The organism is Aureimonas populi, assembly GCF_017815515.1.
Lineage (GTDB): Bacteria > Pseudomonadota > Alphaproteobacteria > Rhizobiales > Rhizobiaceae > Aureimonas > Aureimonas populi.
In genome coordinates this window covers 3,629,781-3,643,179 of record NZ_CP072611.1, presented here as the reverse complement: position 1 = coordinate 3,643,179, position 13,399 = coordinate 3,629,781, and the positions used below count along the sequence as shown (strand labels likewise).

Here is a 13,399-nt window from a genome sequence, read left to right as displayed (position 1 = left end):
CTCGGCCGGGGGCTTAAAGCCTCGCGCGTGAAGGAGCCCGACCATGGATACGCCCATCTCCACCCTGCCTGCCGGCTTTGCCGAGGCGCTTGCCGATATCGTCGGCCCGCAGGGGCTGCGGGGAGGGGAGGCGGTGGGCCTCATCCATCCCGGCCAGCACGAGGACAATCTCGCCGCCGGCCTCGTGGTCTCGCCCGGCTCGACGGACGAGACGGCGCGCGTCGTGCGGGCGTGCCTTCAGGCGGGTGTACCCATCGTATCGCATGGCGGGCGCACGGGGCTCGTGGGTGGGGGCATCTCGCGCGGCGGGCAGATCGTCCTCTCCACCGCGCGCATGAACCGCATCCTGCGGCTGGATCCGGTGGAGCGCGTGGCCGTGGTGGAGGCCGGCGTCACGCTGGAGGCCTTGCAGGAGGCCGCCGCCGCGCACGGGCTGGAGCCCGGCATCGACATTCCCGCCCGCGGCTCGGCCACCATCGGCGGCATGATCTCCACCAATGCGGGCGGCCTTCTGGCCTTCCGCAACGGAGTGATGCGCCATCAGGTCTTCGGCATGGAGGCCGTGGTGGCGGACGGCACGGTGCTGTCGGACCTGACGCGTGTGGTGAAGACCTCGGCGGGCTACGACGTCAAGCACCTCCTGATCGGCGCGGAAGGCACGCTCGGCGTCGTGACCGCCGCGTCCATCAAGCTCTATCCCAAGCCCGCCGCCAGCGCGACGGCGCTGTTCTCCATGCCGGACGTGTCGGCGCTGCTGGACACGATCCGGCTGGCGCTGGAGCCGCAGGCGGGCGAACTGCGCGCCGCCGAGGCGATGTGGAACTCCTATATCCGCTTCACGGCCGACGAGCACGGCTGGTCGGACCCCGCCGTGCCGCTCGACGCGCCGCTCTACCTTCTCCTGTCGCTCGGCGGGCGGGACGAGGATGCCCTGAAAGGCGCCTTCGAGGCCTTGTTCGAGACGGTGGCCGAGCGCTACCCGGACATCACCGGCCTCATCGCCAGCTCGTCCCGGCAGGAGGCCGAGCTGTGGCGCCTGCGCGAGGACACCGAGGCGGTGTTCCGGCGCTATCCGGGCTCACCCGCCTTCGACGTGTCGCTGCCGCAATCGGAGATCGCCGCTTACGTGGCGCGGATCGAGGCGGAACTGAAGGCCATCGACCCGCAATTCGAGCCCTATATCTTCGGCCATCTGGCGGATGGCAACATCCACCTTCTCCTGAACCGTGCCGGCCCGCTGGACGCTGGACTCGTGGCGCGGGTGGAGGACGTGCTCTACCGGACGTTGAAGGCTTCGGGGGGCTGCTTCTCGGCCGAGCACGGCATCGGCGCCAAGCGCATCGACCCGCTCTATGCGACGGGCGACGCGGGCAAGCTCAGGCTGATGGAGACCATCAAGGCGACGCTCGACCCGCAAGGGCTGTTCAACCCCGGCAAGGTCCTGCGCGGGCGCATTCCCTCTTGACGGGAAAGCGCTAAGGGGAGCTTATGGCCGCGCTTCGTAGGCGGGCCGGCACCCGGGGAGCATGCGCCGTGCCGGGCGGGAGGAAGGCGGGGGGTGAGGACATGAGTGTGGCTGCCACGCGCGCACCGCAGGGCCAGGCCGCGAACCGGACGACCTTCGCCGTCCTGTTCGCCTTGAGCCTCTGCCATCTTCTGAACGACACGATCCAGTCGCTCCTGCCCGCGCTCTACCCCGTGCTGCAGGCGAACTATGCGCTGACCTTCACGCAGATCGGGATCCTGCACTTCACCTTCCAGGTCACCGCCTCGCTGCTGCAGCCGGCCGTCGGCTTCTGGACCGACAGGCGCCCGCGCTTCCGCCTGCTGACGCTCGGCATGGGCTTCAGCCTGGTGGGGCTGCTCATCCTTGCCGGCGCGCACAGCTACGCCGTGCTTCTCATCGCCGCGGCCGCCATCGGAATCGGCTCCTCGATCTTCCATCCCGACGCCTCGCGCGTCGCGCGGGCCGCCTCCGGGGGGCGCTACGGGTTCGCGCAGTCGATCTTCCAGGTGGGGGGCAACACCGGCACGGCGATGGGGCCGCTGCTGGCGGCCTATGTCGTCCTGCCGCTCGGCCAGCCGTCCGTCGCCTGGTTCGGCGCGCTCGCGCTTCTGGGCATGATCGTGCTGTGGAAGGTGGGGACATGGGCGAAGGCGCAGCATCTGGCGCGCGCGGGAGCCAAGCTCGCGCCGCTGGTCTCGCCGGGCCTCTCGCGCGGGCGGGTGGCGTTCGCCGTCCTCATCCTGGCGCTGCTGGTCTTTTCCAAGCAGATCTACACGGTCAGCCTGTCGAGCTACTACACCTTCTACCTGATCGAGGTCTTCGGCGTGTCCATCCGCCAGAGCCAGATCCTGCTCTTCCTGTTCCTGGCCTCGGCCGCGCTCGGCACGCTGCTGGGCGGCCCGCTGGGGGACAGGATCGGCCGCAAGGCGGTGATCTGGTTCTCCATCCTGGGCGTCCTGCCCTTCACGCTGGCGCTGCCCTATGCGGACCTGTTCTGGACGGCGGTGCTGACGGTGGCGATCGGGCTGATCCTCTCCTCCGCCTTCTCGGCCATCGTGGTCTTTGCGCAGGAGCTGATGCCCGGGCGCGTCGGGCTCGTGGCGGGCATCTTCTTCGGCTTCGCCTTCGGCATGGGCGGGATCGGGGCGGCGGTGCTCGGGGCCGTGGCCGATGCGCGCGGGATCGAGACGGTGTTCGTGATCTGCTCCTTCCTGCCCTTGCTCGGCCTTCTGACGATCCTGCTGCCGCCGGAGCCGTCCCTGCGGCGCGGGTGAGGGCGCATGCTTTTTCGCCTTCGCGGCGGCATGGAGCAAAATCCGTTCTGGCGTTACGGGCCGTTCTGCGGCAAAACGCTCGCGCGATCCCGTGCCCGCGCGCCCTTTCGTGCGCCGGCGCCATGCCATGAACGGCACGTCGTGCCGCGCCCGATCCGACGAACATCCGAAGGTCCGCCACTCATGAACGCCGTCGTCGAAGCGAAACAGACCGAGACCGCCTTCCCGATCCCCGCCAACGTGTTCGCCGAAACGGTGACGCAGGTGCGGCACTACACCGACAGCCTCTTCATGTTCCGCATGACGCGGCCCGCCAGCTTCCGCTTCCGCACGGGCGAGTTCGCCATGATCGGCCTGCCCAATGCCGAGAAGCCGGTCTTCCGCGCCTATTCCATCGCCAGCCCCGCCTGGGACGAGGAGCTGGAGTTCTTCTCCATCAAGGTGCCGGGCGGCCCGCTGACGGAGCATCTTCAGAAGATCAAGGTCGGCGACACGGTGCTGATGCGCAAGAAGCCGACCGGGACGCTCGTGCTGGACGCGCTGATCCCCGGCAAGCGGCTCTATCTCTTCTCCACCGGCACGGGCATCGCGCCCTTCGCCGGCATCGTGCGCGACCCGGAGACCTACGAGAAGTTCGAGGAGGTCATCCTCACCCACACCTGCCGCACGCGGGAGGAGCTGACCTATGGCCGCGACCTGGTGGAGGCGACGCGCACCGACGAGATCCTGTCCGAGGTGGTGGGCGACAAGCTGCGCTATTTCGGCTCGGCCACGCGGGACGGGGAGACCCGTGGCGAGCGCATCACGACGCTGATCGAGAACGGCAAGCTGTTCGACGAACTGGGCGTGCCGAGGCTCGACCCGGCCACCGACCGCGCGATGATCTGCGGATCCATGGCCATGCTCAAGGACACGGCGGCACTGCTGGAGGCCAACAGGCTGGAGGAGGGCGCCAACTCCAAGCCCGCCACCTACGTGGTGGAACGCGCCTTCGTGGATTGATGCCCGCCGAAGAGCGCGCCGGGCCGGCCTCTCCGTCCGCCTCGCGCCTTTGACGGGGATGGCGGCGCTTTGATACGAGACGGCGACGCATCGCATGGGAGCCGGCCGGTGAAGACCATTTTCGTTCAGTTCAAATGTCGTCCCGGCCGCGCCTACAAGGTGGCGGACACCATCGCCGAGACGGTGGAGGAGCTCTCGGAGGTTCATTCCACCTCCGGCCAGTTCGACCTGATCGCCAAATTCTATCTGGGCGAGGAGGCCGATATCGGCCATTTCGTCACCGAGCGGCTCCAGACCGTGGACGGCGTGTCCGATACCTTCACCACCGTCGCGTTCAAGGCCTTCGGCCGTTGAGCCGGAGCCTCGCCGACGGCCGGGGCCGGGCGGCCGGATGACGAAGCTTCTGGCCTCGCTTGCGCGGGAGGACGAGGCCGGCGCGGCCTTCGCGGCCGGGGCGGTGCTGGTGGAGATGCCGGCCGGCGCGGTTCTGGACGCTGGCGGGAATCGTGTGCCGGCCGCCTTCGTCGAAGCGGACGAGAGCGAGTGGCCCGCCGCGCTCGACGCGGCGGCGGATCGAGGCGGGAATCTGGCGATCCTGACGGAGCGGGGCGGGCCCTTCTTCGCGCGGCACAGCTTCGCGGAAGCCTCGCGCTTTGCGGCGCTCTGCCGCGCGCGGGGCCTCCCTTTCGGCTTTGCCGGGGCGCTGGAGCCGGCCGACGTGCCCCGCCTCCTGCCGCTGCGCCCGGACCTTCTGGGCTTCGGGGAAGCGCTGCGCCGGGAGGGGGCATTCGATGCCGGGGCCTGCCGGGCCCTGCTGGCGCTCATGGACCCGCCTCGGGTGCGGCCAGTGGAGCCGGGGACGGTGCCCGACCGCGTCTTCGTGCGCGATTTCGTGCAGGAGATGGCGGTGGGCGCCTATGGCGGAGAGCGCGGGCGATTGCAACGCGTGCGCTTCTCGCTGGAGGCGCAGGTCGCGCCGGCCGGCGGGGGAGTGGCTGGCCTCGGCGAGGTCTATTCCTACGACCGGATGATGGACGCGGTGCGCGAGCTGGCGGCCCGGGGCCATACCGATCTGGTGGAGACGCTGGCTGAGGAACTGGCCGCGGACCTCCTGCGGGACCCGCGCCTGGACTCGGTGACGGTCAAGGTGGAGAAGCTCGATCTCGGACCGCTGATTGCCGGCGTGGAGATCGTGCGGCGGCGGCTTCCGACCTGAACGCCGCACCGCGCTTTTGCGGCGCAACGACGAATTGAAGGAACCGCAGGCTGGTCAAACGTGTCTGAATAATGGCAGAATGACATCGCCTGCCTGTCGCATCGCGTAACGCGGAGAGGTTCAGAGATGGACGATATTCTGATCGTCAAATTCGGTGGAAGTTCGATTTCCCCGCCAGACCTCGTCCGCTGGGTGCGGGCGATGGAAGAAAGCCAGCGCCCGCTGATCCTCGTGCCCGGCGGGGGGCCGTTCGCCGATGTCGTGCGCGATTATCAGGCACAGGTGGGCTATGACGACGATGCCGCGCATCACATGGCGATCCTGGCCATGGAGCAGTTCGGCCGCGCGCTGGTGAGCCTGGGCGAGAAGCTGGTGCCCGTCGCCACGCAGGAGGCCATCGGCAAGGCTCTGGACGACGGGCTGGTCCCGGTCTGGATGCCTGCCAAGCTGGTGCTGCAGGCCGGTGAAATCCACCATGACTGGAGCACCACCTCCGACAGCCTGGCCGCTTGGCTTGCGGGCCGTTATCCCGGCGCCAGCCTCTGTCTCATCAAGCAGATCGACCTGCCGGAGGGGCGCGACCTCGATGCCGTTTCGGCCGCGGGCGTGGTCGACCCGTCCTTCGTGCGCCAGCTCCATCCGGCAACGCGCGTCTTCATCGCCGGTCCCTCGGACCTCGCCATGGCCGGCCGCCGGCTGGCGGGCGGCACGGTGCCGGGCCGGGAGGTGACCCCCGCGCACCGGCCCGAGGAGTGCGACCTCTTCGAGGCGGCGCAGTAAACCCCATCTTGGAACATTCCCTGCCGCAGATCGGCGGCGCTCCCTCCTTGCAGCGCGCGCGTGGGGCCGTGCAAGCCACGATGCGCCAGCGCGAGGGGCGAACGCGCCTCTCCCGCCTGCGCCAGGAGGGCTGCCTGAAGCTGCGCTTTCCCAAGGTGGGGGCCGGGCCGGCCCAAGCCGTGCTCGTGAACACGGCCGGCGGCCTCGCGGGCGGGGACAGGCTCGACCAGTCCTTCGCGGTGGAGGAGGCGGGCCATCTTTGCGTGACGACGCAGGCCGCCGAGCGCGTCTACCGGTCCCTGGGCGCGGCGGCCACGGTCCGCACGGGCGTATCGGTAGCGGCCGGGGCCGGATTCTCCTGGCTGCCGCAGGAAACCATCCTGTTCGACGGAGGGCGCCTGTCGCGGCGGCTCGATGTCGACGCGGAGGCGGGAAGCCGCCTGCTGCTTTGCGAAAGCGTCATTCTCGGCCGCGAGGCGATGGGCGAATCGGTGGCGGAGGGGCTTCTGGAGGAGCGCTGGCGCGTTCGTCTCGCCGGGCGCCTCGTCTTCGCGGACAATCTGCGCCTTCATGGCGATCTCGCGGGCCAGACCGCGCGGGCGGCCGGCCTGGCCGGCCATCGCGCCTTCGCCACCGTTCTGGCCACCGGGAGCGGATGCGATCTTTCGGCCCTGCGCGCTCTGCTCGGTCCCTCGGGCGGCGCGAGCCGGCTGGAGGAGGGCCTCCTCGTCGCGCGCCTCGTCGCGCCTTCGGGCATCGAACTGCGGCGGCGGCTGGTTCCTGCGCTCGCGCTTCTGGAAAACGGGCCCCTTCCGCGTCTATGGTCGCTATGAGGCTCAACGGAAAGGACCCCGGCGCATGCAACTGACCCCGCGCGAGAAGGACAAGCTCCTCGTCTCCATGGCCGCCAGCGTGGCCCGGCGGCGGCTGGAGCGCGGCGTCCTGCTCAACCATCCCGAGGCCATCGCCCTCATCACCGACTTCGTGGTGGAAGGCGCGCGCGACGGTCGGAGCGTCGCCGATTTGATGGAGGCCGGGGCGCACGTCATCACGCGCGAGCAGGTGATGGAGGGGGTGGCCGAGATGATCCACGACGTCCAGGTGGAGGCCACCTTCCCGGACGGCACCAAGCTCGTGACGGTTCACGAGCCGATCCGTTAGTCCTGCGGCAGGGACGCCAGATCGGCGCCATCTGGCGCGATGAAGCGGAAGCGCTTCTCGACCACGGAATAGTAGGCGGGGCCGGTGACGCCGTCGATAGTCACGACACGCACGATCGGCGGCTCGCCCGGCCCGGCGGGGGCGGGGGCCGCCGACAGGGCGATCAAGGCCGAGGCGAAGGCGAGCGCGAAGGCCATCGGCTTCCTCATCGAATCACTCCTTGCGAGACACAATCCATCGTCCTCCCGGTCGGGCACAGAACGCCGCAGGCGGCCTGCGGTTCATCTTGGTTAGCATTTGCTTAAAACTGCCGGCTTCTGGTGCATCCGGGGCGCTCGTTTCCTTTTGACAAGGCGTTGGGCCACCGCCCATCATGACCGCCTGGTGGGGACGGGAATCGGGCATTTCGCCGGACCGGCCCGCGACGAAGCACCGGCGCCACCGCGCGCAGGAAAAGGGACAGACCATGAAACGTGCCTTGACGGCCGCAATCGCGCTTCTGGCGGCAACGGCTCCGGCCTATGCGCATCTCGACCCGGCCGGGCATGGCTCCTTCATGGCCGGCTTTACCCATCCGCTCTTCGGGCTCGACCATATCCTCGCAATGGTCGCCGTCGGGCTCTGGGCGGCGATGCTGGGCGGGCGGTCGCGCTGGCGCGTGCCGGCGGTCTTCGTCGGAACCATGGCGGCCGGCTTCGCCCTTGCGCTCGCCGGCGTGCCGCTGCCCTTCGTCGAGCCTGCGATCCTGGCCTCTGTCGTCGCGCTCGGCCTGCTCGTGGCGATGGCCGCCCGCGTGCCGGCGGCCGGCTGCGCGCTCATCGTGGGCGGTTTCGCGCTGTTCCACGGCCATGCCCATGGCGGCGAGATCGGGGGCGCGGACGTCTTCGGCTATGGTGCGGGCTTCGTTCTCGCCACCGCCATGCTCCATGGCTCGGGCATCGCGCTGGGCCTCGGGCTGGCCCGGTTCGGCGCAGCGCCCGCGCGCTGGCTGGGCGCCGCGACGGCGGCGGCGGGACTCGTCCTGATGGTGCAGGCATGATTCCCGGCGAAGTCCTGCCGAAGGAAGGCGAACTCGTTCTCAACGAGGGCGCGCCGGTCACGCGGTTGACGGTGGCCAATACCGGCGACCGGCCGATCCAGGTCGGTTCGCACTATCATTTCGCGGAGACCAACCCCGCTCTGTCCTTCGACCGCGGCAGCGCGCGGGGAATGCGGCTCGACATCCCCGCCGGCACGGCGGTGCGCTTCGAGCCGGGGCAGGCGAGGGAGGTCGCTCTCGTGCCGATCGGGGGCGAACGGAAGATCTACGGCTTCAATGCCAAGATCATGGGCGCGCTCTAGCGCCCGTCGGCCTTCGGCGTGGCGCTGGGGCCGGCTTCCAACGCGTCGCGAATCCCACCCAGATCCACGGCGACGGAGGCGCGGGGAATGTTGACCTTCTCCCGGCCTGCCGGCGCACCGCCGGCCGCAGCCTGACCCGCCTCCGTTCCGCCCGAGCCGCCGATCGAAGTGGCCGCCCCGACATTGCCCGTGCGCGCCACCGCATCGGCGTTGATCGAGTTGATGCTGGTGGAGCCTTCCGTCGCCCGCTCCTGCGTGGAGAGCCCGCCCTCTCCAGTTCCGCCTGCACCTTGCGAGGGCGAAATACCGGTTCCCGAAGCGCCCGGCGTGGTCGTGGCGCCGGTGCCGGTCGATGTTCCCAGGCCGCCCGATGAGCCGACGCTGCTTCCACCGCCGGCGGACGTGCCGCCCGGGCTTCCGGACAACTGGGCTGCGGCCGGGGCCGCCAGGGCAAGGCTCACGATGACGGCGGCGGCGGGTGCCAGAAGCGGTTTCATGGATACGGTTCCTTCGAAGATCATCGGTCCCCACGCGAGGGCGTCGGGGGAGAAACGTACCCCGACGGGCAGCGTTCCGCTACCGCCCGATCCGCCGCGCGCCGAGCGCCGGGCGCGTGACGGAGCTGCCGCCGATGGCTCGCGGCCCCTCGCGCGCGAAGGAGCCGGCGCGGCCTGAATCGAGGCGCGAGCTGCCTTCGCGGGCGCGCAGCTCGATGGGCGTATCGGCCGTGGCCCGGGGCACGCGGGGGCGCAGATGGCTGTCGTCATAGTCCCGGCCCCAGGCCCGCTCCTCCACCGTGTCGCCGAAGACCCTTGCGTTCGGAACGCGCGGCGTGTTCAGCCGCACCGCCCCCCCCACCCGGGCGCCCGACTGGGAGGTTCCCACCACCGTGCCCGGCGGGCCCGATTCGAAGGGCTGGGCCCAGGCGTGCGAGCCGCCGGCGGCCAGCAGCGCGAGCGCTCCCGCGATTGCCCATTTTCGTGTCATCGGCCGATGCTCTCCTGCGGCGCGAGACGGCATGTCGCGGCGTTGCGCCTGAATGTGAAATGGTTGTGCGCTTGGGGGAAGACAAGCTTTTGCGATCTTCCTATTGTCTCGCCCGGTTCACCGGAGATCTGCCCATGCCCGCCAGAATTGCCCGCTCGACCTATGCCGCCATGTACGGGCCGACGGTCGGCGACCGGGTGCGGCTTGCCGACACCGAGCTGTTCATCGAGGTGGAGAAGGACCTCACCACCTATGGCGAGGAGGTGAAGTTCGGAGGCGGCAAGGTCATCCGCGACGGCATGGGGCAGTCCCAGGCCAGCCGCGCGGAGGGCGCCGTCGATACCGTCATCACCAACGCGCTGATCGTGGACCATACCGGCATCTACAAGGCCGATGTGGGGCTGAAGGATGGGCGAATCGCCGCCATCGGCAAGGCCGGCAACCCCGACACGCAGCCCGGCGTCACCATCATCGTGGGGCCGGGGACCGAAGCCATTGCCGGGGAGGGCAAGATTCTTACTGCCGGCGGGGTGGACAGCCACATACACTTCATCTGCCCGCAGCAGATCGAAGAGGCGCTGTTTTCCGGCGTCACCTGCATGGTGGGCGGGGGCACGGGGCCGGCGCACGGCACGCTGGCCACCACCTGCACGCCCGGCCCCTGGCACATGGCGCGGATGCTCCAGGCGCTGGACGCCTTCCCCATGAACTTCGTGCTCTCCGGCAAGGGCAACGCCTCGCAGCCGCAGGCGCTGGAGGAGATGATCAAGGGCGGGGCGGGCGCGCTGAAGCTGCACGAGGACTGGGGCACGACGCCGGCTGCCATCGACTGCTGCCTTTCGGTGGCAGACGCCTTCGACGTGCAGGTGATGATCCACACCGACACGCTCAACGAATCGGGCTTCGTGGAGGACACGGTCGGCGCCTTCAAGGGCCGCACCATCCATGCCTTCCATACGGAAGGGGCGGGCGGGGGCCATGCGCCGGACATCATCAAGGTCTGCGGCCTGCCCAACGTCCTGCCCGGCTCCACCAATCCGACGCGGCCCTACACGGTGAACACGCTGGAGGAGCATCTCGACATGCTCATGGTGTGCCACCACCTAGACTCCTCCATCCCGGAGGACATCGCCTTCGCCGAAAGCCGCATCCGCAAGGAGACGATCGCGGCCGAGGACATCCTCCACGACATCGGCGCCTTCTCCATCGTCGCCTCGGACTCGCAGGCCATGGGCCGCGTCGGCGAGGTTCTGATCCGCACCTTCCAGACGGCGGACAAGATGAAGCGCCAGCGGGGCCGGCTGGCGCAGGAAACCGGCGAGAACGACAATTTCCGTGTGCGGCGCTACATTGCCAAGGTGACGATCAATCCCGCCATCGCGCAGGGGCTTTCGCGGGAGGTCGGCTCGGTGGAGGTCGGCAAGCGCGCCGACCTCGTCTTGTGGGACCCGGCCTTCTTCGCGGTCAAGCCGATGATGGTTCTCATCGGCGGCACCATCGTCGCCGCGCCCATGGGCGACCCCAACGCCTCGATCCCCACGCCCCAGCCGGTGCACTACCGCCCCATGTTCGGCGCCTTCGGCAAGGCGGTGGGCGCGAGCGGCGTCTCCTTCGTCTCGCAGGTGGCGGCGGACGATGGGCTGCGCGAGCGGCTGGGCTGCGAGAAGGCCTTCCTGCCCGTCCACAACACGCGCGGCGGCATCTCCAAGGCCTCCATGCTGCTGAACGACGCCACGCCGCAAATCGAGGTGAACCCGGAAACCTACGAGGTGCGGGCCGACGGCGAACTCCTGACCTGCGAGCCGGCGAAGGTGCTGCCGATGGCGCAGCGCTACTTCCTGTTCTGACGCCTCTTTCCGGCCGCGAATGCGCTAGATTAGCAGGAGCGGAACGCAGGGAGAAACGCCTCATGGCTGCTCTATGGATCAGGCCGGCGCTGGCCGGCACGGCGCTTGCCGCGTTTGCGACAGGCGCGCTTGCGCTCGATCTCGACCTTCCGGGCGAGGCGCAGCGCGAAACGATAGGCTATGCGTGCTCGGACGAGGTTCGGCGCACGGCCGAATATATCAATATCGGAGACAATTCCTTGGCGCTTCTGAACCCGGGCGACGGCGCCCGCCTCTTCGTCAACGTGGTCGCGGCGTCCGGCGCGAAATATGTCTCCGGCTCCTCGGTGTGGTGGACCAAGGGCGCGGAGGCGACGCTGGAGGACGAGACGGCCGGCACCCAGGCCGTCACCTGCCGGGAGAGCGCGTCGTGATCGCCGCGGAGAACGTCGTCGAGCGCGGCCGGCACACAGGGGACTTCGCCGATACGATCACGCTGGATGAGGGGCAGCGCCATCGCCGGCGCATGGCGATGGTGTCCGATGGGGGTATCGCCTTCCTGCTGAATCTGCCGGAGGCCCGGCTCCTGCGCGAGGGCGACGGCATCCTTCTCGATGACGGGCGGGTGATCGAGGTGAAGGCGAAGCCGGAGGCGCTCTACGAGGTGCGCGGGCGCGATGCGGTGCACCTCCTGAACCTCGCCTGGCACCTGGGCAACCGGCACCTGGCCGCCGCCATCGAGGAGACCCGCATTCTCATCCGCCAGGACCGGGTGATCCGCGAGATGGTGGAGGGCCTCGGCGGGACGGTGAAGGAGGTGGAGGCCGCCTTCGATCCGGCCGGAGGAGCCTATGCTTCCGCCCACGTGCACGAGGGCGAGGCGGGGCACCATCCCCACGGGCATGGCGCCCATTCGCATGACCATTGAGGGGGAGGGCGCGCCCGGCCTTCTCACCTTGCTCACATGGTTCTCCCCAGCCTTTCCGGTCGGCGCCTTCGCCTATTCTCACGGTTTGGAAGCGGCCGTCGCGCAAGGGCGGGTAACGAGCGCCGGGGCGCTGTTCGACTGGGTCGAGACGCTCGTTCTCGAGGGCAGCGGCTGGAACGATCTCGTGCTTCTCGCCGAAGGGATGCGCCGGGCCGAGGCGCGGGACGCAGCCGGGCTGGATGAACTGGCGGAACTGGCGCTGGCCCTTTCCGGCTCGGCGGAGCGGCGGGAGGAGACGCGCGCGCTGGGCGAGGCCTTCGGCCGCGCGAGCCTGCCCTGGGGCGCGGCGGGTGCGCCGAGGCCCTATCCGCTGGCGGTGGCCGAGCGGGCGGCGGCGTCCGGCGCGCGTGAGGGCGACATCCTCGCCGCTTACGCCCATGCGTTCGCGGCCAATCTCGTCTCGGCGGCGGTGCGCCTCGTGCCGCTCGGCCAGAGCGAGGCGGTGGCGGTGATGAAGCGGCTGGAGCCCGTTATTGCCGGGGCGGCGCACCGCGCCGGCATGAGCACCCTTGACGATCTCGGCTCATCGGCGATCCTGTCCGACATCGCCGCCATGCGGCACGAATCCCTTCCGGTGAGGCTTTTCCGCACATGACGAACAGGCACGGTCCCCTTCGCGTCGGCATCGGCGGCCCCGTCGGCTCCGGCAAGACGACGCTTGTGGAAAAGCTTTGCGTGGCGGCGCGCGAGCGCTGGTCCATCGGCGTCGTGACCAACGATATCTATACGGTGGAGGACGCCGAGGCGCTGGTGCGCCGGCAGGCCCTGCCGGCCGACCGCATCGAGGGCGTGGAGACGGGTGGCTGCCCGCACACGGCGATCCGGGAAGACGCTTCCATCAACCTGTCGGCCATAGCGCGGCTGAACGCGCGCCATCCCGGGCTCGACCTCGTGCTGGTGGAATCGGGCGGCGACAATCTGGCCGCAACCTTCTCGCCGGACCTCGTCGACCTGTCCCTCTACGTGATCTCGGTCTGCCAGGGTGACGATATCCCGCGCAAGGGCGGGCCGGCCATCACCCGCTCGGACCTTCTCATCGTCAACAAGACGGACCTTGCGCCCTATGTCGGGGCCGACCTGACGCGCATGGAGCGGGATGCCGAAAAGGGCCGGCAAGGTCGCCCGACCGTCTTCACCGACCTTTCGCGCAGCCAGGGCCTCGACGTGGTGCTGCGGTTCCTGCTGGAAACGGGCGGGTTGCCGTCGTTCGACCGGGCCGCTTGAGCGAAGCGGGCTCCCGGCCTCGAGCCAGGGCCGCCCGCACGCCGGCTCAGCAGCCGTCCCGGCTCAAGGCCGGGATTGCGCCGTCAGGAAGGT

At 69.6% G+C, this 13,399-nt stretch carries 18 protein-coding genes; 15 read left to right on the top strand and 3 right to left on the bottom strand.

Features of this window, described 5'->3' with window-relative positions; all coding sequences use genetic code 11:
• The first annotated feature begins 43 nt into the window (after positions 1–43).
• From J7654_RS17330 to J7654_RS17295, 8 genes are all read left to right on the top strand, one after another.
• Entirely contained in the window at positions 44–1,465 is a 1,422-nt protein-coding gene (locus J7654_RS17330; protein WP_209737081.1) for an FAD-binding oxidoreductase, read from the top strand.
• A gap of 101 nt (positions 1,466–1,566) precedes the next feature.
• Positions 1,567–2,781: an MFS transporter gene (locus J7654_RS17325; protein ID WP_209737080.1), complete on the top strand. Its 1,215-nt coding sequence runs from the start codon at positions 1,567–1,569 to the stop codon at positions 2,779–2,781.
• Positions 2,782–2,964: 183 nt separating this feature from the next.
• On the top strand, positions 2,965–3,783 hold the full coding sequence (locus tag J7654_RS17320) for a ferredoxin--NADP reductase (RefSeq protein ID WP_209737079.1): 819 nt from the start codon (positions 2,965–2,967) through the stop codon (positions 3,781–3,783).
• Between the two features lie 108 nt (positions 3,784–3,891).
• Positions 3,892–4,137, top strand: coding sequence for an Lrp/AsnC family transcriptional regulator (locus J7654_RS17315; protein WP_209737078.1), 246 nt, complete (start codon positions 3,892–3,894; stop codon positions 4,135–4,137).
• Between the two features lie 37 nt (positions 4,138–4,174).
• Positions 4,175–4,999, top strand: coding sequence for a dihydroneopterin aldolase (locus J7654_RS17310; RefSeq protein ID WP_209737077.1), 825 nt, complete (start codon positions 4,175–4,177; stop codon positions 4,997–4,999).
• Between the two features lie 126 nt (positions 5,000–5,125).
• Positions 5,126–5,779, top strand: coding sequence for an amino acid kinase family protein (locus J7654_RS17305; protein ID WP_209737076.1), 654 nt, complete (start codon positions 5,126–5,128; stop codon positions 5,777–5,779).
• An 8-nt stretch (positions 5,780–5,787) separates the two neighbouring features.
• The gene (locus J7654_RS17300) at positions 5,788–6,612 is read left to right on the top strand and encodes an urease accessory protein UreD (protein ID WP_245195556.1); all 825 of its coding nucleotides are present in this window, start codon (positions 5,788–5,790) and stop codon (positions 6,610–6,612) included.
• A gap of 25 nt (positions 6,613–6,637) precedes the next feature.
• The gene (locus tag J7654_RS17295) at positions 6,638–6,940 is read left to right on the top strand and encodes an urease subunit gamma (RefSeq protein WP_209737075.1); all 303 of its coding nucleotides are present in this window, start codon (positions 6,638–6,640) and stop codon (positions 6,938–6,940) included.
• On the opposite strand, the gene J7654_RS17290 is transcribed toward J7654_RS17295, so the two are convergent.
• The gene (locus J7654_RS17290; RefSeq protein WP_209737074.1) at positions 6,937–7,149 is read right to left on the bottom strand and encodes a hypothetical protein; all 213 of its coding nucleotides are present in this window, start codon (positions 7,147–7,149) and stop codon (positions 6,937–6,939) included. The two genes, J7654_RS17295 and J7654_RS17290, sit on opposite strands and share 4 nt — an antisense overlap.
• A 257-nt stretch (positions 7,150–7,406) precedes the next feature.
• On the opposite strand from J7654_RS17290, the gene J7654_RS17285 reads away from it, so the two are divergent.
• On the top strand, positions 7,407–7,979 hold the full coding sequence (locus tag J7654_RS17285) for a HupE/UreJ family protein (RefSeq protein ID WP_209737073.1): 573 nt from the start codon (positions 7,407–7,409) through the stop codon (positions 7,977–7,979).
• A complete protein-coding gene (locus J7654_RS17280) occupies positions 7,976–8,281 on the top strand; it encodes an urease subunit beta (RefSeq protein ID WP_209737072.1) in 306 nt (101 codons plus the stop codon). Before J7654_RS17285 ends, J7654_RS17280 begins: the two co-directional genes overlap by 4 nt.
• On the opposite strand, the gene J7654_RS17275 is transcribed toward J7654_RS17280, so the two are convergent.
• Entirely contained in the window at positions 8,278–8,778 is a 501-nt protein-coding gene (locus J7654_RS17275) for a hypothetical protein (RefSeq protein ID WP_209737071.1), read from the bottom strand. The genes J7654_RS17280 and J7654_RS17275 overlap by 4 nt on opposite strands.
• A gap of 79 nt (positions 8,779–8,857) precedes the next feature.
• Positions 8,858–9,268, bottom strand: a complete 411-nt coding sequence (locus tag J7654_RS17270) for a hypothetical protein (protein WP_209737070.1) — start codon at positions 9,266–9,268, stop codon at positions 8,858–8,860.
• A 134-nt stretch (positions 9,269–9,402) separates the two neighbouring features.
• On the opposite strand from J7654_RS17270, the gene ureC reads away from it, so the two are divergent.
• From ureC to ureG, 5 genes are all read left to right on the top strand, one after another.
• Positions 9,403–11,115, top strand: a complete 1,713-nt coding sequence (gene ureC, locus J7654_RS17265) for an urease subunit alpha (RefSeq protein WP_209737069.1) — start codon at positions 9,403–9,405, stop codon at positions 11,113–11,115.
• A 62-nt stretch (positions 11,116–11,177) separates the two neighbouring features.
• Positions 11,178–11,528 carry an MliC family protein gene (locus J7654_RS17260; protein ID WP_209737068.1) on the top strand — a complete coding sequence of 117 codons (351 nt, stop codon included), beginning with the start codon at positions 11,178–11,180 and terminating at the stop codon, positions 11,526–11,528.
• Positions 11,525–12,022, top strand: coding sequence for an urease accessory protein UreE (locus tag J7654_RS17255; RefSeq protein WP_209737067.1), 498 nt, complete (start codon positions 11,525–11,527; stop codon positions 12,020–12,022). Before J7654_RS17260 ends, J7654_RS17255 begins: the two co-directional genes overlap by 4 nt.
• Positions 12,012–12,677 (top strand): urease accessory protein UreF, encoded by a 666-nt coding sequence (locus tag J7654_RS17250; protein ID WP_209737066.1) that lies wholly within the window; start codon positions 12,012–12,014, stop codon positions 12,675–12,677. Before J7654_RS17255 ends, J7654_RS17250 begins: the two co-directional genes overlap by 11 nt.
• Positions 12,674–13,306: an urease accessory protein UreG gene (gene ureG / locus J7654_RS17245; RefSeq protein WP_209737065.1), complete on the top strand. Its 633-nt coding sequence runs from the start codon at positions 12,674–12,676 to the stop codon at positions 13,304–13,306. The genes J7654_RS17250 and ureG overlap by 4 nt, the downstream gene beginning before the upstream one ends.
• Positions 13,307–13,399 lie beyond the last annotated feature (93 nt).